The following is a 21,479-nucleotide window of genomic DNA, read 5'->3' on the forward strand; positions in this document are numbered from 1 at the left end:
GCGGCGATGCGTTTGTTTTGCCACCTGCACGGCTTCTTTGCATGTTTCGTAATCCCCCAGGTAAGTCTTGTTTTTAACCTTTGGAAAGTATGGACAGCTTTCTATGTGCACTTCGTGGTCGCCGTTGTACTGGGGAGTGTCGTTGACGTAATATTTTAGTTTCATGGTAGGCTAGATTTTAGTGACATACCAAAAATAGAAACTGAAAAACGTCTTTTTTTATGGGAAACCGTAAGCAGGGTCTTTGAGGAAAAAAGATTTCCTATATTATTCCCTTATCCTTGCAGAAGGCAACGAGTTGTTCGTTCTTAGTGAAATTGAGGGCATCTTTCATTTGATTGAGTTTCTTTTCAAGGCTGCTCAATCCGGATGGTTTTATCTGGTTTTGTAGAAGATAAGCAGGAATGTCCTTTTGCAGCATACCACTGGCCAGCAGGGATATGATGGTGATCTCATAGTCTGAAAACTCATAGGCATTCTTGCTGTTGATCAGCTGCATGATATGGCGGGGAAAATAGCGCCGGTGCTGGGCTAGTTCACCGATCGCCTGTTTAAGTTCTTTTGCATCATTTCTGGCTTTACGCACGTAACCGTCAATCTCATATTGGGTATACAACTGTTCTATGGTGGCAGGTTTGTTCTCTGCAGAGAATACCAGGATCTTCAGGTCTGGCTGAACCTGCCTTACGGCGGTAATAAGATCAAATCCTCCGGTTAAGGTCTGTATACGTTCGTCTGCTTCAAAATACAGATCGGTAATAAGCAGGTCGAAGGAGCGGTCTGACCTGGTTGCTCTGGTGATCCGATCAAGGGCGTCATCACAATAATATACATGCTCAATATGGGTGATGCTGAGTTCTTCCAGTGTTTTCTGCACGGAGATATTGGCGCTTTCGTGGTCTTCTGCTATTAATACCTTTGTGATCATAATATTGGGACTGTTGGAATGGAAATAAGGATCTTCAATCCTTTGGTTATTTCCTCAAATGTAAAGTCGCCGCCAATTCCTTTTATACGGGTTTCCGTACTGGTGAGTCCGTTTCCATATTTAAAGCCGGATGGCAGTCCCACGCCATCGTCCTTATAATGAATAAGGATGCAGTTTTCCCGGGCCTCAAATTTCACCACCACATTTTCGGCCCTGCTGTGTTTCTTCATATTGACCATCAGTTCCTGTAGCACCTGTTCTACTTCCTGCTGCGCCCTGGGTGTGATACGGTCCCAAAGAGACTGACTGTTGCCGGTTACATACACGTTGGTGCTTGAGTTGCCGAATGCTTTCAGCATGCCGGAGATGGTGTTCTGGAAATCCTGGTGGGGCACTTTCTGTGGTTCATATGAAATATTCCTTGACCGTTCGTACAGGTCTTCGATATTGTCGAGCAAAGGGCCTTTATCAATCGTTTCCTTATGTTGGATATCAGCCATCATGCGGTATAGACCATTTGCTACCACATCATGCACTTTCTGCGAGGTTTTAATCTCTTGAGCCTGGAGGGCAAGACGTGATGCCGCTTCCAGTTGTTGTTTCCGTTTGCGGTACCAGATAAGAGCAATGATGGCGACAACTATAAAAAAAGAAATGGCAGACCAAAATGCCACTTGCTGTCGGGCTTTGTCCTTTTGCAGTTGAAGGTTATCGGCCTTACTCTTTTCTGTCTCATATCGAATCAGGGCGAACTGGTTTTTGGCAGCATTGTGGGCTGTTTGAAGGCTATCGATCAAATATTGATAGCGGATAAAGTATGGTTTTACCTGTGGGGATGGACTTAGGTTTAGCAGTTTGACGAGTGCTTCCAATGTATCGTCGCTGCTGTTAAGTTCTTGTGCGATGGTATCTCTCTTTAGAGCGTAATACAAGGCTGAGTCCGGGCGGGTGTCGGTGTAATAATCTGCCAAATGTGCGTAACTTGCGTTCAGTCCCCACTTATCCTTTAACTTTTCCCGGATAGATAATGCCTGTAAAAGGCTTGGTCCTGCGGGGTAATGGTGATCTTGTAACCACCGGGTTCTGGCCTGGTTAGATAATACCCTGGCGTATTCTTTTGGATTGCTTTTGATGGAATCAATAATGATCAGGTATAGACTGTCGGCCTGCAAATAGTCTCCCTTTTTCTGGTAGGTGAGCGCCAGACTGTTTAACATCCTTATACGGTATTCGTTATCGACGGCGAATGCCAGTGCTTTTTGAGAATAATCAATGGCCTCATTGTATTTTTTCAAGTGCTGGTTGCTAACGGCTAATTCGTGATAAGCCGATTGCAGACAATATCGGTGTGCCTGCTGGCGTTCATCAAGATATGGGAGAGATGTTACGAAACTCTCCTGGGCTCCATAATAGTCTCCTTCTAAATTTTGGATCAAACCCATAGATATGTAAGCCGTTGCTACCTGGAGGCTGTCTGTAGAATCGTTGGCGATGGTATTATAATAATAGAAAGCAGAATCGTACTTATTAATGTTGTAGAAGGAATCAGCTTTGTCAAATACGGAAAACCGTAAATCAGGTATTGGCTGTTGCTTATTTTTACAGGCAAAAAGACTGGCAATCAGTATTGGCAGGAGGAAGTATATTACTCGCACTAACGGCTATTTGACTTAAAAATAGAGAATTTAGGAATTATCAGTAAAGAATTATTGATCGGCATTAAGAAAAAAGTAAGGCAAGCGATGGCTTGCCTTACGGGTTCAAACGTTATGGTTTTGGCGGTTTGGGCGGAATGGGGCTGTTTTCTCCGCCGGTGTCTCCACCGCCACCATCATCCAGGGTGGTAACCTGGCCGTTGTTGTGGTTATGATTATTATTGCTGTGGTTGGGGCATAGGAATGCCAGTAGCAATGCTAATATGATGTTGATCATTTTTTTTGTTTTTAGTAAGTGAATTGTAAAGCAGCCGATTGCCGTGCATCCGGCTGCGGGGTTGCTGGTCAGTGAAGAAGCGCTTCTTACTTGTTTTGGGAAGAGTGAGCGTAGATAGCGGAAGTCTTTAATCGCTTCCCAAGCCGGTTACCGGCTTCCGTTTTCCTTGCTCGGTTTGAGATCAGTTCTGTACAGTGTACCTCTTAGCTATAGAGGTGATTGGCTGATGACAGAACGAAGATAGCACGAGGCAATAGGTTGAATAGTAGTCAGTTCCAGCAATTCCAGTGATTCCGATTATTCCATCCGGAATTCCGGGAATACAGAATGGGTTCCGATAATTCGGTTAGCTAAATCTAGATTATGCCTACATATTTTATTGATTATGAAACACTGGTCCTAGAGGTTTATCATCAAAAGAAAGCTAATAATGAGCTTCTCCCTGGCTTGCGGATACTAAGACCAGCCAAGCTCAAAGAGGCTTGTGAATGGGTATGTAATGACAGGTTTGAAAGAAACGACGAACAGACTATTAGGAATTTTTTTGGTAGAAGTGGCAATCAGAAAGAATGTTTGAATGCAATTCAACGATGTGAGATAGATAAGTTTAGGCCAATTATCAATTTCCTGAATGGGGATACATCAAAGACTGATGAGAAGAACATCGAGCTTTTAGCGTGGCTGATTGATTTTAAAGAGAGGCCATTTGATCCTAATAAAATATATAGCGGGACTTTCTCTGGCGATGCAGGAAAAGTAACTGCGGGAGAAGAAAATCAGGGCGCTGAGAGTTCCATTCCTAACACTCCACCTACGCTTGATAACCAAGAAGATGTATCTGTAGAACCGGTGAATCAGGGAGAGAGTGGTGCCCCAGATGAAGAGAAACAGCCTGAAGGAATATCGGAGGAAGTAATCCCGGCTGAGAGCGATAAATTGAAATGGCAAACCCGGAGTACTGCCATTGCCGTGATTTTGCTATCCATTATAGGTGCAGGTGGGTATTGGTGGTTGAACAATAGGGGCACAAATGGTATTGGGGGGTGCATGTATTGGACAGGCGATCATTATGAATCGGTAGCCTGTAGCCCGAGACCAGACAAAGCATTGGTCGTACCGTTAGATACCGTAATGGTTAAATACTTTAGGAAAATAACTGTTCCAGATACTATTACTAACCGGGCTAAGGGAAGGGTTTGGTATTCCAAGATCAATAATAAAGTTGAATTTTATACTTCAGATGGATATCATCCGATCGTAACAAGTCATCATCTGAAGCCCTTGTCTGATCATATTATTGCGACGTATATTTATCCGGGAATGACCGTGAATTAATGATTAACTAAAATTAGTAAAACCAGACTTGCTATATAGAAAATATGAAAACTGCTGCCACCTCTACCGAAGAAAAGCTGGGCTTTTTAAACCTGCTGATCATTGTATTGTCAGTGTATGTACTGCTCGCACTCATGTTTGATACTTTTCTCAAACTCCCACCGGAAGTATCCAGGGTACTCCTGATAACAGACAATATTATTTGCGGGGTATTCCTCGTCGACTTTTTGAGGCGGTTTTTCCAGGCCGACAATAAACTACGATTCATGCGCTGGGGATGGATCGACCTGGTATCGAGCATTCCCATGTTGGATTTTATGCGCGTAGGCCGCGCATTCCGATTAATCCGGTTATTCCGAATACTGCGCGCTTTCCGCTCTACCAAACTCCTGGTCCAGCATATATTTAAAAGAAGAACCCGGGGCACATTAACGGCGGCTTCGATAATAGCTGTCTTAATGGTCATCTTCTCATCCATTGCCATATTGCAGGTAGAGACCGATGCCAACAGCAATATCAAAACTGCAGAAGACGCCATTTGGTGGGCTTATACCACCATTACCACTGTTGGTTATGGTGATAGGTTTCCGGTCACCTCAGAAGGCAGGATCATCGCGATGGTGCTGATGACAGTTGGAGTGGGGCTGTTTGGGACCTTCACGGCCTGGCTGGCTTCCTGGTTTGTGGGGGAGAATAAAAAGGGGGATTAGATAAAACTCCAAGTGGATCGATGCGCTTGGGGCGGTTATGGCCAAGGTGGCTGCTGGTGACCGTACTGTTGACTTAAATCATTTATTTAGAGACTGTCCCATTACAATAAGGCCCTGACATTTGCAGTTAGTGCTTTATTACTTAACTTGTACTAATCCTTAAATCCTTTGACTATGAAATCTACGCACCAATTGCCAGCCCTGTTGGCCTACCCAGATCTCATCCTTTTTGTAAATCGCTCGTTATCCAGCATTGATGCTTCTAGTTCTAATTATCAGAGCAGCCATTCTATTATTAAAGTAATTCATAACGATTGACATGAAACTATTTCAGATCTTAGAAAGCTACGACACAGCCTCGCTAGACCAAATCTCTGCGGATAAGATTGATGAGGCGATCAGTTTACGGTTACCCCAACAAGTAATCCTACAGGAGGTTATATCGGCCTTAAGTTCACAGTCGTATATCTCAGGCAGGATTTTATATGGCAAGCCCCCCACTTTTGCCATGCTAAACCTGATCCTGCAAGCGCCTGACTATGCTGTAGGCATAGACGATTTTAGGACCCGTGTACTAGATTATATCAAAGAACTGTCCACCCGTGCAGGCCAGAGCAAGGTGACCGCAGAAAAGAATCCGATACTCTATACCAAGATCCTCAAGAAAGCATGGGAAAACGATGGGTTGATCGATAAAAACGAATCCCAGATATTGGAACTACTAAAATTTGAGCTGGGTATTTGGGACCGGGAACATTTTACCCTGATGCACGACGAGAGCATCATTGGATTGTGGGACCTGGAGCAGGAATACTACCTGGCCAGAAATACCCTGTTGGCTACGGGTATTGTACTGACCTCCGGCAACCGCTATGTAATGGCAGACGAAGTGGCGGAACAGATCAAAAAAGTATTCGGTATAGAGATCATGGATAGTTCCTATAAAAGATTGCTGGCTGGCCTTAGCCGGGAAGACCTTGCCCTGATTCTGAACTATTATGCGCTCAATGTCAGTGGTACCAAGGACGCGATGATCGACAGGATCCTTAATAGCCTGATCCCACCTTCTGAAGTTCTGAATCAATTGCACCTTGATAGTTTACGGGAACTTTGCCGCCGTTCAGCCATTCAAATCAGTGGAATAAAAAGTACCGTCATTGCCAATATCCTGCAGTTTTTTGACCAAAATCTTGATCTTGTAATGGCTCCAGCTGTGCAACAAGCGCCAGTTTTACCTCCTGCTCCCGAACTCCGGGAAATGGATGCAGAGATTTATAGTAAGATATTACTTAGCCTGACCGGTCAACAACTCTATGATATCCTCGCCCAAAGTAACCTGATGACCAGTGGTTCTAAAGAAGAAAAGGTAAAGCGTATCGTGGATAGTTATCTTTCTGAAAGATCAGCATTGAATCATCTTCGTAAAGACGACATTGCCCAGTTGTGCCGCAAATTTACTTTGCAGAGCTCCGGTTCCAAACAGGAATTAATTGATCGGCTCCTGGATTATATACCCCCTGTGTTGCCCATTCCACGCGAAATAGTGGACTACCAGCCCTTACAGCCTGCGACATCTGCTTCCATAGACCCCAAGGAATCGGCATCGCTACCTATTAGCCAGGAATCCGTGCCTGTTCCATCGGGTTTTGATGACGTCAATGCAAAATTCCCGGGGCTTAACCAGGAGGAGAAAATTATACTTGCGATCCTCAAAGAAGCAAAATCTATTACAGAACAGGACCTGGAAAGAATTGTAGCCAAACACAAACTGAGCTGGTTTTTGCATAAGGCCCATATGGCTGAATTAATGGCCAAGCTCAAAAGAGAAGGGAAATCATTGATTCAGATCAAAAGCGTACAGAATACCAATATTTATCAATGGATAGGTGGCGAGAATGCCGATGATCAGGTGGTGGGAAAAAAGTCTGCGAGGGATATCATCGATGCCCTGCGTCACGGAGTGGTGCCTAAAAATAATCTCAACCTGCTGATGGTGGGTCAACAAACTGCCAAAACTCATCTCTCGGAAATATTGCTGGAGGTAAATAGTGCGAAGTCTCATTTTAAATTTATTCGTGGTCAATATGGTTCCGGTAAAACCTTTCTCTGTTCCTGGCTCAAGGAATTTGCGATTGACAATGAATTTGCGGTATCCTTCATGAATATCAGTCATGATCAGCCTCTTTCAGACCTACCCGTCTTTTTCTCTGGCATGATTGCCGGACTACGTACACCGGAAAAATTAGATTCCAGTGCCCTGGTGGATATTTTGGAATCGTGGCTGCTCAATATCCATAATAAAACCGCCAAAATAGAAGGCATTGTGCCCGCTGGCCCGGATAGTATAAAGGCCCTTACACGGGCCGTAGAAAAGACGATTGAAGTAGAACTTGCTAACCTGAGTGGTATTGAACCTGGCTTTTCCCAGGCTTTGCGTGCCTTTTATGAAGGAAAGGTCAGCGGCGATCTTGAACTGACTGCTAATGCCGTGGCCTGGATCACAGGTAGCAGGTCACTGTCTGCACAGGCCCTGCGGGATATTGGCGTTAAGGGGTACCTGGAGCCCAGTAATGTCTTTGCGAGAATGCGGGCGATTCTGGAAATAATTAGCGGAGCCCGGTACAAAGGGTTGCTGCTGCTGGTAGATGAACTGGAGCTGGTACGCAAGTTCCCCCATGCCCGTCAACGAGAACAAGCCCTGGAAACATTACGCTTGCTGATCGACGAAGCTGGTAAAAATGCATTACCGGGTTGCTTACTCATCTTCACGGGAACTGATGAATTCTTTGAAGATGAGCGCTATGGCCTTCGGAGTTATGAAGCGCTGGCCGAAAGGGTCATGACGCCCTTTACCCACCAGAGCTTTGTCAGCATGCGTCAACCCATTATCAGTTTGGAATCACTCGACTCCGAGCGATTAAACAGTGTTGTTCTAAAGATCAGGGACCTATATGGAATTGCCTACAGTTGGGACGCACAGCAATTTGCCGACGATGCGTCTATTTCCCAATTGATCCAGGAATGGACCTTGTTTGGGGAGGAAAGTGTAGATCGCAAACCAAGACCCATACTCAGAGAGTTCATACAAATGCTCGATCTCTGTGAAGAAAATAAAGGCGTATCGCTGTCCCAGTTCCTAAAAAAGCCAAACCTCGATATAGCATCACCCACTACCTTTCACGCTAATTAATGAGTTATGGTTTCCATCAATCAACTGCCTGCCAGACTAAGCAATCATCTCAAAGACAAGGGATGGACAGACATGACCTCGATTCAGAAGGCCGCCTATCAGCATATTTTCGATGGTACTAGCTGTATCATCGAGGCACCCACTTCCGGTGGCAAAACCGAAGCCGTATTGTTTCCCCTACTGGCGCGTTTTGCCGGCCCAACTACCCCGGGTGTCCGTATTCTGTACATTGCTCCGCTCAAGGCCCTGTTGAACGACCTTTTTACCAGGGTTAAAAAATATGCTGAATGTTGTTCCCTGGATGCCTTCAAATGGCATGGAGACGTAAGTCAGGGAGATAAGGTAGAGCAAATGCTCTACCCCGCACAGATTCTGCTAACTACTCCTGAATCCATCGAAGCGATATTGCTCCGCAAGGCCAACTGGCAGCAAGTTTTTGCGAACCTAGAAACCATCGTGATCGATGAGGCGCATTATTTTGCACAAACTGAGCGAGGCGCCCACCTAATGGCCCTACTTGAACGCATCGGAGAAGGCATCGGTAAAGTACCACAACGCGTGGCAGTTACCGCCACCATAGGTAATCCCGAGGAGTTGGTGCAGTGGCTTACTGGCAACAGGCCGGGCGGCATTCCTATAAAAGTTCCCAACTCAACATCGAAACAGCGTGACTTTCTCATTGAGTTCATTGACGAAGAGACCTCTAATCTTCACAGCCGTCTCTATCAATTATTACCCAATAAGAAAAGCATTGTTTTTGAACGTTCACGCAGCGGAACTGAGGACACTGCCACTCGTATCAACGAACTCAATCAGCTTACTCAAAGTCGTATACCTGTAAAAGTAAAAACACACCATTCTTCTGTTAGCAAGCGACTGCGGGAGGATGCGGAAGTATCTATTAAAATGGCTTCTGAATCATCACTCAATGCCATCATCAGCACCTCGACATTGGAATTGGGTATCGATATTGGTGACTTGGACCAGGTGATTCAGGTTGGGGGGTTACATAGTTCGGGTTCCTTTCTCCAACGTGTGGGACGAACTGGCCGTAGAGATGGAAGACCGCAGTTCTTCCGTGGTTTTTGCATAGAGGCAGGAGAGCTTGTACTACTGGCCGGCTGCGTTAGCCTGGGCATGGCTCATCAATCTGAAAAGATATTGTTTCCTAAAAGAGCCTTTCATATTCTTGCGCATCAGATCATTTGTATTTGTCTACAGAAGAAAGGTGCCACGCCCGACCAGATCTGGCCAATCCTTTCCAGAGCCGCCTGCTTTGCTGAAATTACACGCACAGAATTTGATACCCTTATCGCTTTTATGGTCAAAGAAGATCTGCTGCGCTACATTCACGGAATGACACTAATGACAGGCGATAAAGCCGAAAAGGAGTTTTTACGCGCCAGCGGTAAGAGACTGTTTGCTATTTTTGATACCGGTATCATGTATGATGTGGTAGATGGTAAAAAGCTCGTCGGTACCCTGGATGCCGATTTTATGAGGATTCAGCAGCTTCCATTTGTATTTGTACTTGGGGGTATAGAATGGAACGCAAAAAAGATTGATCACCAAGCCCAACAAGTATTGGTCAGCAGGAATGAATCGGGCAGCGCTCCCCAATGGACCAGTATGAGAAGCAAGGATGTGCCTTTTGAACTAGCGCAAGAGATTGGGCGATTATTAGTCGCTGGAAAGCCACTTGGATTCTTGGATTTCCGGGCAACAGTGATCATGAGAAGGGAAGCTAACCAGCATAGCGGCCTGGGTTGGGATAACCATACCTGGACTCTTGACCCCTCGGCGAATGACGGAAAGTTTTATCTATGGACTTTTTGTGGGGATAAGATCAACCGGGCAATCAAATTCTTATTAGATGCTGAACTCGGCATTCGTGCCAAATATGATTATCAATTGGTCACCATTGATATCGATAAAAAAAAGCCCACCTCTTCTGCAAGGATCATAGACTATTTAGTTTCCCTGGGCAATTCGACGGAAAAAGAGCTTGAGCAAATAATCATGCCGAATATGAGGGCTAGCTGGTTCTCGAAATTTTCGATATGCCTGCCTGATGAGCTGGCAAAGATCACCCTTAGGGAAAAGGGTATTGACCTGGCGGGCCTTTTACGAGAAATTAATAAAATACAGATCCGGCAGCTGAATGACGACTTGCCAGCTGGGTCTTCAGGGACATTTGAAGCTGAAGCGGTAGAATAAACATGCCAGCCGGCAAGTCAAGCATTATTAAACCTTACGCATGCAACGAGGTCAGCGATTGATCCTTTACAATTTCCTTCACCATATTGCCCATCCGGGTGTAGGTGGCCCTGTATAACAAGCCTGCCATACTGATTCTTCTAACGCCACAGTCTGCCAGGGTTGCTATTGATGAAAGGGCTGCTACACCCACCACATTTACCGGCAGGATGGTAGCCGAACAGATCTTTTTAATAATATTGGTATCCTGCACACCGGTTACAAACAGGCCGTCTGCGCCGGCATCCTGGTATAGCTTTGCTCTTTTCAAGGTGGTTTCCAGCGGAGCCGGCAGTTTTAACAGGAAGGCATCTATGCGTGCGTTGAGGAATAAGCGTTGACCTGATTTTTGCAGGTAGTTCTTTATGCAGATCAGTTTTTCGAGGTAGGTTTCTTCTCCTTCGGCATCTTCTATGTTGATACCTGCAACGCCCAGGTCAATTAAGTGTTGGATATTGTCTTGCAGGGTGTCCATGTCTTTTGCATATCCTCTTTCCAGGTCCACGGACAATGGTATGGTTGTACAGGCGCTGATCCTTTTGACTATATACAGGAGTTCGCTAAAGGGAATTACTTCACCATCCTTATACCCCAATGAGTCGGCAATAGCGCCACTGGAAGTAGCGATCGCCTCATAGCCGGCATTTTCGATCGCCAGCGCACTCTTCACATTCCATGCATTGGCTAACAATAGTGGTTTTGATTGATGATGCAATTGATAGAAAGTATCAAAATGGGTATGTTTCATAATGAAAAGCTCTTATAGTGAGCTTGATTACAAAACTACTATCTGAAACATCAACGGACGGGGTGTAAAGTAGACATTGTGTCGGGTTGATTTGGCCATGCTATCTATGCAGAAGGCATGTTAAATGACCAGCCACCTATTATTAGATCCTGGACGGCCTCATTTTGTTTGGCGCCTTCCAGTTTGGTATAGATGCCTTTATCGCGTACCATTTTCTTTTCAATAAAATACCTGCCGGCAAAACCAATGATGATCCCGGCAAAAATGCTGAAAAAGCCGAAAGGGCCCCATAACAGGAAAGACAGTATGATGATACCCAAGGCAATGCTCCCGCTAATGAGTGCTGATTTCCTGGCGGCATTTTCGTGTATGGCCATACAGGACGGGCACCTGGGGATACCTATCGGGATCTTGCTGTATTTGACGGATCGGTAAACGATAATATTGGTGCGGTCATTTTCCTTATAGAGGGGAATAAAATAATTGTCCTCCATATGGGCGGAGTTTTCCATTTCACAAAACTGACACTTCTTCTCAGTGGGCTCCATCCTTTTCTTAGCAGGGTTGAAGTTGTACATGGCCGGGCTTTTTAATTTTCAACGTTGGCATATACTGTTTTGGAAATGATGTAGTACACAATGGCGGCTGGCGCAGCGGCAATCAGCATGGGGATGACCATTTCGATCTTGATATAACTGGTCCTTCCTGCAAAATAGAAGTTATAGGCAAGGGGAAAAACAAAGGGAATAATAATGCAGGCGACCAGACCGGCAATGGGCTTAGGCCTGTAGGCCCAGTAACCAGTTACGCCAGCCACAGCAATGGCGATTATATACCAGATCATGGAACTGACTTCAAATATGGGGCCTATCGCGGAGATCATCAGCACGATAAGCGGCGCCACTTTTTTGGCTTCCTCGCTTTGGTTTTGCCGGTCTACCTCTTTAAACTTTTCATTTTTGTAGGCCCTGAATTCTGCCACGATCAGGCTTTTGGCAGTGGCGGTATCATAACCATTGCTTACCAATTTCTGAACCTCCGCTTCTGCTGAAAAACCTGGTTGTATAAAGGATTGTCTTAATTCGTCTCTTAATTGTGGGGTAAGGGTACTGTTCATTTTTCAATGTTGGGAATTGGGAATAAGGTTTCTGCCAGATCAACCCAATAAAGAAACAACATTATTTTTTATTTTGCAACCCACCGCATAGCAGATATTAATTTGATCAAACAGATCACTTCATTACCTGGAATACCACCGGCTGTGTGACGTGTTGTGGTATCTTAGTATTGAATACGGTGGCGGGTTTCCACCTGGGCGATTCGGTCACTACACGCATGGCTTCCTCAGCGAGTTTGGGATGCACTTCTTTCTTATTCAGCACCTGTACATTGGAGATCAGCCCCTGCTCATCAACAAAGAAGTCAACCAGTACGGTCTGTGTAGCTGAACTTTGATCGCGGGGGATCTTGAGGTATTTGACGGCCAGTTCGGTCTTCAGGTTGCCCTGCAGGTATTTGTTCCAGCCGCCACTGCCGGCAAACCGCGCCGGTACACTGATCGCTTCAAACGTGAACTTCTTCTCGGGCAAGGCAGGCAGGTTAAAAACAGCCTTGTCAACAGGTGTTTGTTTGATGGAGGTACATTGATGGGTTAAGGTATAAGAGTTGTTTACCTGTGTGCAGCCAAGCCATACAGAGCTGGTTTCCCGGGCAAACACATCGAAGCGCCCGATCTTATTATCCTTGTGGTAGGCTGGGTTGAGGTACAAGGAGGGCGCATAGAAAAATTTGGTGGCCGAATTGCTGGTGGTAACAATGATCGCTTTACAATCTATGCCGGCAATATTCTTTTGTTCAGCCGGTCTTTCCACCTTTACGCCCTGGCTGGTGTCGGCCGCATAATCCACATAATATAACGTGTCGATGCCTTTGAATTTGAGATAGGCCCGCTGCTTTTCCGGAATATAATATTCCTCACCATAGCTGGTGGTGCGGCGGATATAACCTTCTTTGATCGTGATCTCCAGCTTATCTCCCAGTCCAAGCATGATCTTCCAGACCTGGTCGCTCACGCCCGGTACTTTTGATTTTGTATCTACTGAATAAGTAATGGTTCCTTCAAAATCTTTTTGTTGCGCCAACAGGTTGTTGACAAAGATGATCAGCAGGCATACAAGGCTACTCTTTTTCATAACGGTTGATTTTGCTCACTATGATTCTATGTATTGAAATTTTCGGCTCAGGTATCGCAAGACACATCATCCCAGTCCTGGTCACTGTACCTGATCAGCCAGTTGAGGGCATAATGCCTTTCATAAACAACTCCCGGGTGAATGACCTCCATGTCCCTGTTATTAATGCGGGCATCGACACAGGCCCAATCCAGCCGATAATAGAGATCGGCAGCATCCAGTATTTCTTCTTTTGACCTCGACGTGGTAATAGAATTAATGAATTCATTGGGTTCTTGGTCAGGATTGATCGGGTAATCGCCTGGCTCAACGCTACCCAAGTCGCACAGTACATCGGGAAAAGGCAGCTCATCAATTTTATAGATAGACCATAACAAGGTGTAAATGCCTTCACTTTTCCAGCTTTCGTGCCGCTTTCGCTCCGGTGTTGGATTGGCAAAGAACTGCCGCTCGTCTGGTGTCACCAATGACCATAAGAAATGAGTTTCCAAGTATAGCCTGGCCTCTTCCCCCGTCATATCATCATTAGCCACCAGGTTGGCAATAGCCAATACGGTCACACGCTGAGCGATCTCGTTCGGCGTCCGCAGTATTGTTTCAGCTGCCGATTCGATACAAGGCAAATGTTTGTTGATCTTAATATGCCGGGTAGTCAGCAGTTCTTCCGACCGGGCCTTTCTATCCGTTTGCTCCGGCACCAACACGATGGCGGTATGGTCAAAATCCTGGATGTTTACCTTCACATCGAGGGTCGACACATTACACCGGCCTTGCTGGTCCAATAGCAGGTTGAGGTGTTTGTCCAGGAAATGTTGTGTGGAAGAACGACTGATCTCAGTACCGGGCTGTACAAACAATACGGCATCAAATTCCCGGGCAAGCTGTTGGACCAATAGGGTAAGGTCTTTCGTCTTTCCTTGTACCTGGTCCACCACAAACTCACTATTGAGGGTGGTGATCTTTTGCAGAAACAATGTCATGACCATTTCATTGCTGCACGGCAATTGCGCCACATAGCTATAAAGTCCTCTGAAATTGGCCACTATATCCCCCTCTTCGTCGTTCGCGATGGGAATAGTTGTATCCTCCCTTTGCCTATACTTAATGAGGAGGGTACTGCTTTTGCTTAAAAAGCCGCCCGGCAGGTCTATCTGCAGGCAGTCGGATTCACCTTCTTTGCCTGTTGTTAATTTGGCTGCCGGCAATACAGCGGCAACAATTTGTCTGATCTTATCAAAACCGGTTTCATGCGAGTAGAAGGTGCAGGTCATGGGTAAAGGGCTATGGTTTTCAAGGAAGCTAAAGTAGCGAAATAAAGCTATTCCCGGTTGCCTGGTAAAACAATGCCCCTTCCAATCGCGGGATCGGAAGGGGCATTGCGTTGGTTTACTCTTAGGCTTGGCCGTTCTCAGGGCAGGATGCTGTATGCTCTTATTAATACCGGATGGTATATTGATCGTAGGACTCCCGGCGCCAGGCCAGGTGGCGCGTAGCCGGTGAGATATAAAAGAACGGTGAAAAGGTGTAGACCTGGATGGTCCTTTTGTCGGGCAGGAACTCCAGTATCCGCAACCAGCCATCGCCTCCGTTGCCATGCCAGCCGCCGCCTTCGCGCTGGGCATTGAATACCACCTGGTGTATCTCTTTTTTAGCGGCATTGGTATCGAGGCGATAACCCACCTGGTCGCGGTGGGCATCGCTGTTGCCAATATGCCCGCTGAAGACAAAACGGATGTTGCCGGCAGGCTGCACCAGCTCTTTGTACATGGCCTCACCATAGTTGGCATCGGTCACGGCATAGTTTTCTTTTTCGATGCGCTGGCCGGTAGAGTTGAGGTAGCTATGGGTGATCACGATGCCGATGTGCTGCCTGTAAGCGGGTCGCGCCGCTATTGCTTTGGCCCAGGTCAGTACGTCCTTTCGTGGTGCAAACTCCAAAGAAAACAGGAGGAAGGGCTGGCCCGTGGGAGATGTCCATTCATAACAGGCATTCTCCAGTGTTTTAGCGCCCGCTGCATTGGGCGCCATTTCTACCAGCAAGGACTTTGTAAGGGGATTGCCTTGCGGCGGAAAATAACTGTTGAATTGGGAGTACCTGTTCTCTGCACTCTTAATGCCATAATCATGGTTACCGGTACACAGGATATAAGGCAGCACGCCATTGAGCTTGTTGAAGGCAGCAGACACAGACCTCCATTGCTCCAGGCTGGTCTGATCGCCATTGATACTATCGGGCTGCAGGATATTGTTCTGCTCTACGAGGTCGCCGGTACAGAACACCAGTTGGATATTGAGCTTTTGGCGCTGGTCCTTGATCCATTGGATCATGGTCTCAAAGAGGGGCTGGTTGCGTCCAAACTTCTGATAGGTTTGCGGATCGGGCAGCCAGATCCAGGTATAAGCGCCCGGCGCGGATAACTGTGGCGCCTGTACGGATTGCTGGCCCGCTACCAGTAAGGTACAGGTGATAAAGAAGAGAATGAAACTGAGTCTTTTAAACATGTGGTGATTTTTATAGTGCATGCTCCCGGTCATGGACAGCGAGGAAAGGTAAATAATTATCCACCAGGAAACCTTCATAACCCCAGCATTCGCCCGACCAGGTCTTCCAGTCGCGGGTCATTTCACTACCGGCACAAGGGCCCTGGAAATGATTTTGTGTATAGTTTTCGAGCATGGGAAATAAGATGGCTTCGGCTTCGCTGCGCATACCCAGTTTGAACAGGGCATGAATGGTAAAGTAAGCATAACAACCGGTAGCGCCGCCATTCTCATATACCTGGAACCGCTGGTATCCCCAGCGTGGATCGTGGTGGGTATAATCAGCATCGGCAATGGGAACCAGGTTGCCCGGCAGGCCCAGGTCGAAGCGGGTATAACCTACCGCTTTCATTTTTTGCAGCAACACCTGCATCATCCGTTTGCCTGCTTCGGCATCAACCAGGTCATAGGTGACAGCCATGCTGTTCACAAACAGGAAATAGTAATCGTGCAATTGCCCGTCCTTACTGCGCCAGCCGGCCAGCACGCCGGTAGCGGCATTGTAAAAGGCAGGATAGAAAGCGGCCTTCAACTTGCCGGCAAAGACGTTGAAGAATGCTTCATCGGCTTTGTTGTTGAGCTGCGCCGCCACAGTAGCCAGCAGGGTAGTGGCGCGGTAAACGAGGATATTGGAATAAGCATCATCATGACCAAATCCAATGGTATCCCACCAATTGGCCGGACGTTTAAAACTGCCTGTCCAGCTGCCCGCATTGCCCGAATGGCCGTACTCAATAAGGCCATCTTTATTGTGGTCGGTGGCGATCATGGCCATTGCCCAGGCTTTGATGCCCTCATAGTGGCGGGAGGCCCAGGTATGGTCTTTGGTATCCAGTATGTAATAACAGGCGCTCATGATCAATGAGGGGGCGCTGTCGCAGGAATCGAATTCACTTTGCCAGCCATAGCCGCCTTTGTAGCCCACCTGTCCGTAGGCTTTCATGCCGGCAAGGTATTGCTCCAGGGAATTCCTGACGAGGTCCATCGCCGTTAGCTGGTCCGTGAGCGCGGGTGTTTTCCGGGCCATCTCTGCATACAGGTACATGGTAAAAGCGCAGGCATCGCTGGCGCTGTTATTGGCCAGGGAACGGATGCGGGGATTGAGCTGGAAGATATTGATGTAATTTCTACGGAATCCATCAAAGCGGGCATCCTGCCGTATGCCGGGCAGGTCGGGGAAGATGGTAATGGATTCAAAGCGATAGGTAATGTGTGGGTGATTGGCAGAAGCGGCTGCCAGGGAAAGCCGCACATAGGGCTCGCCTTTTTCATTGGGACCATGAAAACGGTAAGCATCATAGGCGAGGGTGACATCGGGCTGGTTGCAATGGATACGGAAACTGCCCATGCCCGGGAAATGCAGCACGCAGGGAAATTGTACCTGCTGCCCGCCCGGCATGGCGCCCAGGAGGGTGCAATGGTTCAGGCGCTGGGAAAAGGACAGGTCAAAGGCTGCTATGGATGATCCTTCCTTCCAGGCAGTTTGCAGGGTAAAGCTTTTCTTGTCGCATTGTATTTCCCAGGCCGGTGCTGTTTGCTGATTGGCGCCGGTGTAATAACTGATCTTGTTTTTCCTGATCCTGCTGGTATACAAATGGGCATTGACTGGCTGCTGCGGCAATAAGGGATTCGTGTCCAGCATTCCTTTTCCCAGGCTGTCGGTTGAAAAATAAAGGAGTTGGGGAGCCGAAGCCGCCAGCTCCAGTTTGAAATACGGCGATACATAGGTAAACTGGCCTTCGCGGGTAGGGAACCATTTGGCCGGCGCCAGGAAAGCCAGGCCAGCCAGGGAGGATTGTTGAATAAAATGTCGTCTCGAGTGCATGATATAGAAAGTTGAATGAAAACGGGTTTATTGATAATCGGGTGTCCAGATACGGCCTTTGTACCAGGATGCGCCGTTCCTATGTCCTGATGATTGCCAGGCCCCGGTCGCTGAATAAAAATCAACATAAGAAGTGGTCCAGCCATTGGTGGTGCTGGGCTGAGGCGGAATGGGCGTCTTAATAGAATCGGGCCTGGTCAGCACCACTATACCCGATGGCTGGTTGCTGATGCCTTTTACAAAGGTGCGGTTGCCGATATTGGCAGGCGCGGTTTGGAATTGCCTGGTGGTCTTGTTGTACAGATACACGCCGGCATTGGTGGTCACCCAAAGTCTGTTGACATCGCCTATGACAGGTTGTATATCATGCCCCCAGAAGGAGGGAAGCGGCGACTGGCGGGAAACCACTTCGGTGAGGATGGGGTTGGCGGCTGTACCGGTGATGGAAAGGGCGGTCAGAATATGATTGGCCAGGTCGGTATGTTTATCACTTACAAGGGGCAGCCAGCCAGTTACCCACAGTATGTTGTTGGCCGGATCCCACAGGACGGCATGGGCCGCCCGGAGGGCAAAACTCTTGTTGACGGTAGACCAGGTGCCTTGTGAGGAAGTGTATACCCTTACCCAGTTGGCATCGGAAGCAGCAATGGCGACATTGCCATTGGGCAGCAGTTCAATGGAATGGGGATTGACGCCTTCGCCCAGGTTGATCGCCCATTGCTTACCGGTCAAGGCAGGATAAGGTATGATGGCGCAAAAGCCTTTGGTATCGGTGACCAGCATTTGCTGGCCGCCAAAGAAGGTACTGTTGCGGAGCCTGGCATCTGAAGGCTGGAGCCAACCTACGGTAGGATTGGTAAAGCCATTAGAGGCATTGGGATACCAGGAATGTTTCAGGGCGGCGCTGGTATTCCAGTCGGTCACTGCGGGATCATAGATCTCTATTTTGTGATTGGCCTGGTTGGTGGTGACCACCCAGCAACAACTGGCCGCCGCCAATGGATTGGCAGCGGTTGTGTTGTTGGATTGTTCAGCTGTGTGGACGGTGGCGGTATGGTCAGTCATTTCAGGTTTGCAGGATACATATAAACCTGCGGAGAGCAATACGCCGGCAGTAATGATCAGCAAGGTCTGTTTCATTGTTAGTTGGTTTATTGGTAATGTGGGTTGATGAGGCGTGCTTTGTAAAAGCAGGCGCCGGGCGCCACACGGGTCGTATACACAGAGCCGGAAGGCGCAAAGAAATCTACTGTGCTGGTGGCCCATCCATTGAGACCGCAGCTGACAGCGGGTGTGGGCGATTTATTGGCATCGGCCCTTGTTTGCACCAGCAACCCTCCCGCTATATTGCCCGCTGCTTTCACAAACGTGCGGTTGGAACCACCGGGCGCCACTACAAAGGATTTGGTGGTTTTATTATACACATACACACCTCCGTTGGTGCTTACCCACAGGCGGTTGACATCGCCATAATAAGGCGCCACATCATGTCCCCAGGCGGTAGGCAACACACTTCTCCAGGCCAGCACTTCGGTTAAGACAGGCGCTGCCGCTGTGCCGGTTATTTCCAGGGCCGTGAGTATGTGCGCCCCTGTGACGGGATGCTGCCCGGTTACCCATAACAGGTTGTAGGTAGGGTCCCACAGGACTGCATGGGAAGCATTGAGGTCATATTGCACAAAGTAGGCATTGTTGGGCCCCTGGGAAGCGGCATAGACCCTTACCCAGTTGCCATCTGAAGCGGCCAGGGCTACATTGCCATTGGGCAATATCTCTGCCGCATGCAGGTTGCCGTCGATGGGCTGGGACCATCTTCTTACGCCGCCGGGCCAGGTGAGGATGGCAGCCATCTTTGTATCGGTGAGCGCCAGGAAATTACTGTCGCCCCAGGCCTTTACCTGGCGCACACGGATGTCTGATCCACCGGCAAAGGCATTGCTTTCTCCTGCACTGAAACCACTGGCGGTAGCCGGTTTCCAGCTCCACTTCTTTGCTTCTGCTTTACTCCAGTCTTTCACGGCTGCATCGTACACTTCTATGCTCTTCGTTGAATTGTTTGTCGCCACGATCAGGCCCGTAACGGTATCGGTGGCTGGTGGATCAACGGGTGGAGGCGTGACGGGACCATCCTGTCCACCTTTTTTGCCACAGGCAATAGCGATCAATACCGACAGGCCCAGGGAGGCAATTGTCCGGATAATCATATAGGAAGTTTTAGCGGATGTTAATAGCCTTTGTTTTGTTCCAGCAGTTTGTTGAGTTCCCGCTCCGTATAGGGAATGGGAAACAGCTTGCTATCGTCGGTTACCTTGTAGGAATTGGCCGGCAGGTAACTGAACAGCGCTTTGGTGGCCACACCATAGGCCGTCATGACCGATACCATATTGCCGGTACGCACCAGGTCGATCCATCTTTTGTTTTCAAAGGCCAGCTCCACCCTTCTTTCGTGTAATATAATGCTGCGCAAAGCTGCCTGATCGGTAGTAGCAATGGGCGATACACCGGCGCCAAATGCCCGGTCCCTGATCCTGTTGAGCAAGGGCAGCGCTTCGGCGCCTTTGTTTTGTTCATTCAGGGCTTCTGCCAGCAGCAGCAATACTTCTGCATAGCGATACACAGGCCAGTTATTATTCGTTTGGCCGGCCAGGGAATGGGTGTGCAGGAATTTCCGGGGGAAGGGCCGGCCTATCTTACCCGCCGGCGGGGTATAACCCACAATACTTTTCACGGAAGCGCCTGCGGTATTGGACGCAGGCACAAAATCATTGGAGGAGTTCCAGGTGCCTTCTGCAATGGCGATGGAAGCGTTGAGCCGGTTATCACCCGTTTCAAAGCTGTTGATGAGGTCCTGCGTGGGCGTATTGAAACCGCCGAGATCGGTAATGGTATTTTGATTGAGACCCGTGATGCCCGTTGAATTGGACATGCGGGGAATGAATTTATAAATGAAATTACTGGCTTGTGGTGTAGCCAGGCCGGCGTTGTATTGTATCTCGAAGATGGATTCCTTGTTGTTCTTATTGACAGGATTGAATACATCCGCATAATTACTCATGAGGTCATACCCTTGTTGGGTCACCTGTTTGAGCAGGGGTTCTGCTTCGGGAAACCTTTTCAGGTTGATGTATACATCGGCCAGCAGGGTAAGCGCGGCTCCCTTGGTAGCTACGCCGGTTTGGGGAAAAGCCGGGGCGTCCAGTTTTTCAATGGCGTCTTTCGCATCGGCTATGATCACCTCATATACCTGCTCCACCGTGGACCTTTTTATATAGATATCGTTGGGATTATTGATGAGGTGGAGGTAGACGGGTACACCACCATAATACCTTACCAGTTCAAAATAGGCCAGTGACCGCAGGAACTTTGCCTGCCCGGCTATGATCCGTTTGCTGTCTGGCGAAAAGGTAGCGCCGTCTACCTGGTCGAGGATGGCATTGGCCCGTGATATCACCACATAAGCCTTCACCCATTTGTCGCTGGTTTGTCCACTGAACTCATCGTTGAGAAAGTTGGCTACATCATTTTTTTGCGTAACTGCCAGGGCAGCATCTGAAGGCTTGTAGTCATAATGCGTATTGTCGGACCGCATTTCACCCATTACCCAGGCTGTATTGGAGCCATAGATATCGCGCAGGGCAGCATAGGTCCCATTCACCGCCAATTTAAAATCATTCTCGTTTTGGAAGAAATCAACTGAGTTTTGGGTGGTGCGGGGCGTTTCTTCCAGAAATTTTTTGCAGGAAGAAAGCATGGACACCAGGATGACTATATATAGTATTGTCTTTTGCATTTTGCTATGATCATTTTGCGTACATGTATACA

The 21,479-nt window shown here is 47.9% G+C and carries 17 protein-coding genes; 4 read left to right on the forward strand and 13 right to left on the reverse strand.

What is annotated here, in order from left to right; translation table 11 throughout:
* Positions 1-262: 262 nt before the first annotated feature.
* The 3 genes from D3H65_RS06290 to D3H65_RS32805 all read right to left on the reverse strand — a co-directional run bounded on the left by D3H65_RS06290 (position 263) and on the right by D3H65_RS32805 (position 2,860).
* Entirely contained in the window at positions 263-928 is a 666-nt protein-coding gene (locus D3H65_RS06290; RefSeq protein WP_119049449.1) for a response regulator, read from the reverse strand.
* The gene (locus tag D3H65_RS06295) at positions 925-2,583 is read right to left on the reverse strand and encodes a tetratricopeptide repeat-containing sensor histidine kinase (RefSeq protein ID WP_119049450.1); all 1,659 of its coding nucleotides are present in this window, start codon (positions 2,581-2,583) and stop codon (positions 925-927) included. The genes D3H65_RS06290 and D3H65_RS06295 overlap by 4 nt, the downstream gene beginning before the upstream one ends.
* Before the next feature lie 112 nt (positions 2,584-2,695).
* Positions 2,696-2,860: a hypothetical protein gene (locus tag D3H65_RS32805; RefSeq protein WP_162915444.1), complete on the reverse strand. Its 165-nt coding sequence runs from the start codon at positions 2,858-2,860 to the stop codon at positions 2,696-2,698.
* Between the two features lie 363 nt (positions 2,861-3,223).
* On the opposite strand from D3H65_RS32805, the gene D3H65_RS06300 reads away from it, so the two are divergent.
* The 4 genes from D3H65_RS06300 to D3H65_RS06315 all read left to right on the forward strand — a co-directional run bounded on the left by D3H65_RS06300 (position 3,224) and on the right by D3H65_RS06315 (position 10,312).
* A complete protein-coding gene (locus D3H65_RS06300; RefSeq protein WP_119049451.1) occupies positions 3,224-4,195 on the forward strand; it encodes a hypothetical protein in 972 nt (323 codons plus the stop codon).
* Positions 4,196-4,239: 44 nt separating this feature from the next.
* Positions 4,240-4,905, forward strand: coding sequence for an ion transporter (locus tag D3H65_RS06305; RefSeq protein ID WP_119049452.1), 666 nt, complete (start codon positions 4,240-4,242; stop codon positions 4,903-4,905).
* Between the two features lie 508 nt (positions 4,906-5,413).
* Entirely contained in the window at positions 5,414-8,095 is a 2,682-nt protein-coding gene (locus D3H65_RS06310; protein ID WP_162915445.1) for a BREX system ATP-binding domain-containing protein, read from the forward strand.
* Positions 8,096-8,101: 6 nt separating this feature from the next.
* Complete coding sequence (locus D3H65_RS06315; protein WP_119049454.1) at positions 8,102-10,312, forward strand: DEAD/DEAH box helicase; 2,211 nt, start codon at positions 8,102-8,104, stop codon at positions 10,310-10,312.
* Between the two features lie 34 nt (positions 10,313-10,346).
* Here the strand turns inward: D3H65_RS06315 and D3H65_RS06320 are convergent, their stop codons facing one another.
* The 10 genes from D3H65_RS06320 to D3H65_RS06365 form a co-directional block, all read right to left on the reverse strand.
* On the reverse strand, positions 10,347-11,099 hold the full coding sequence (locus tag D3H65_RS06320; protein WP_119049455.1) for an isocitrate lyase/PEP mutase family protein: 753 nt from the start codon (positions 11,097-11,099) through the stop codon (positions 10,347-10,349).
* A gap of 104 nt (positions 11,100-11,203) precedes the next feature.
* On the reverse strand, positions 11,204-11,677 hold the full coding sequence (locus D3H65_RS06325) for a hypothetical protein (protein WP_119049456.1): 474 nt from the start codon (positions 11,675-11,677) through the stop codon (positions 11,204-11,206).
* An 11-nt stretch (positions 11,678-11,688) separates the two neighbouring features.
* Positions 11,689-12,216 (reverse strand): hypothetical protein, encoded by a 528-nt coding sequence (locus tag D3H65_RS06330; RefSeq protein WP_119049457.1) that lies wholly within the window; start codon positions 12,214-12,216, stop codon positions 11,689-11,691.
* Between the two features lie 115 nt (positions 12,217-12,331).
* The gene (locus D3H65_RS06335) at positions 12,332-13,291 is read right to left on the reverse strand and encodes an energy transducer TonB family protein (protein WP_119049458.1); all 960 of its coding nucleotides are present in this window, start codon (positions 13,289-13,291) and stop codon (positions 12,332-12,334) included.
* A 47-nt stretch (positions 13,292-13,338) separates the two neighbouring features.
* On the reverse strand, positions 13,339-14,562 hold the full coding sequence (locus D3H65_RS06340; RefSeq protein ID WP_119049459.1) for a DUF4272 domain-containing protein: 1,224 nt from the start codon (positions 14,560-14,562) through the stop codon (positions 13,339-13,341).
* A gap of 163 nt (positions 14,563-14,725) precedes the next feature.
* Entirely contained in the window at positions 14,726-15,793 is a 1,068-nt protein-coding gene (locus tag D3H65_RS06345; protein WP_119049460.1) for a metallophosphoesterase, read from the reverse strand.
* A gap of 10 nt (positions 15,794-15,803) precedes the next feature.
* Positions 15,804-17,657, reverse strand: coding sequence for an alpha-L-rhamnosidase-related protein (locus D3H65_RS06350; RefSeq protein ID WP_119049461.1), 1,854 nt, complete (start codon positions 17,655-17,657; stop codon positions 15,804-15,806).
* A 27-nt stretch (positions 17,658-17,684) separates the two neighbouring features.
* Positions 17,685-18,797: a DUF6528 family protein gene (locus D3H65_RS06355; RefSeq protein ID WP_119049462.1), complete on the reverse strand. Its 1,113-nt coding sequence runs from the start codon at positions 18,795-18,797 to the stop codon at positions 17,685-17,687.
* Positions 18,798-18,808: 11 nt separating this feature from the next.
* Positions 18,809-19,861 carry a DUF6528 family protein gene (locus tag D3H65_RS06360; RefSeq protein ID WP_119049463.1) on the reverse strand — a complete coding sequence of 351 codons (1,053 nt, stop codon included), beginning with the start codon at positions 19,859-19,861 and terminating at the stop codon, positions 18,809-18,811.
* Positions 19,862-19,881: 20 nt separating this feature from the next.
* A complete protein-coding gene (locus D3H65_RS06365; RefSeq protein WP_119049464.1) occupies positions 19,882-21,447 on the reverse strand; it encodes a RagB/SusD family nutrient uptake outer membrane protein in 1,566 nt (521 codons plus the stop codon).
* Between the last annotated feature and the right edge of the window lie 32 nt (positions 21,448-21,479).

It is taken from the genome of Paraflavitalea soli, assembly GCF_003555545.1.
Lineage (GTDB): Bacteria > Bacteroidota > Bacteroidia > Chitinophagales > Chitinophagaceae > Paraflavitalea > Paraflavitalea soli.

Excerpts from the sequence above, each read along its gene's own strand:
- D3H65_RS06290 (WP_119049449.1), bottom strand. The coding sequence starts at position 928 with ATGATCACAAAGGTATTAATAGCAGAAGACCACGAAAGCGCCAATATC.
- D3H65_RS32805 (WP_162915444.1), bottom strand. The coding sequence starts at position 2,860 with ATGATCAACATCATATTAGCATTGCTACTGGCATTCCTATGCCCCAAC.
- D3H65_RS06300 (WP_119049451.1), top strand. The coding sequence starts at position 3,224 with ATGCCTACATATTTTATTGATTATGAAACACTGGTCCTAGAGGTTTAT.
- D3H65_RS06305 (WP_119049452.1), top strand. The coding sequence starts at position 4,240 with ATGAAAACTGCTGCCACCTCTACCGAAGAAAAGCTGGGCTTTTTAAAC.
- D3H65_RS06310 (WP_162915445.1), top strand. The coding sequence starts at position 5,414 with ATGCTAAACCTGATCCTGCAAGCGCCTGACTATGCTGTAGGCATAGAC.
- D3H65_RS06315 (WP_119049454.1), top strand. The coding sequence starts at position 8,102 with ATGGTTTCCATCAATCAACTGCCTGCCAGACTAAGCAATCATCTCAAA.
- D3H65_RS06320 (WP_119049455.1), bottom strand. The coding sequence starts at position 11,099 with ATGAAACATACCCATTTTGATACTTTCTATCAATTGCATCATCAATCA.
- D3H65_RS06325 (WP_119049456.1), bottom strand. The coding sequence starts at position 11,677 with ATGTACAACTTCAACCCTGCTAAGAAAAGGATGGAGCCCACTGAGAAG.
- D3H65_RS06330 (WP_119049457.1), bottom strand. The coding sequence starts at position 12,216 with ATGAACAGTACCCTTACCCCACAATTAAGAGACGAATTAAGACAATCC.
- D3H65_RS06335 (WP_119049458.1), bottom strand. The coding sequence starts at position 13,291 with ATGAAAAAGAGTAGCCTTGTATGCCTGCTGATCATCTTTGTCAACAAC.
- D3H65_RS06340 (WP_119049459.1), bottom strand. The coding sequence starts at position 14,562 with ATGACCTGCACCTTCTACTCGCATGAAACCGGTTTTGATAAGATCAGA.
- D3H65_RS06345 (WP_119049460.1), bottom strand. The coding sequence starts at position 15,793 with ATGTTTAAAAGACTCAGTTTCATTCTCTTCTTTATCACCTGTACCTTA.
- D3H65_RS06350 (WP_119049461.1), bottom strand. The coding sequence starts at position 17,657 with ATGCACTCGAGACGACATTTTATTCAACAATCCTCCCTGGCTGGCCTG.
- D3H65_RS06355 (WP_119049462.1), bottom strand. The coding sequence starts at position 18,797 with ATGAAACAGACCTTGCTGATCATTACTGCCGGCGTATTGCTCTCCGCA.
- D3H65_RS06360 (WP_119049463.1), bottom strand. The coding sequence starts at position 19,861 with ATGATTATCCGGACAATTGCCTCCCTGGGCCTGTCGGTATTGATCGCT.
- D3H65_RS06365 (WP_119049464.1), bottom strand. The coding sequence starts at position 21,447 with ATGCAAAAGACAATACTATATATAGTCATCCTGGTGTCCATGCTTTCT.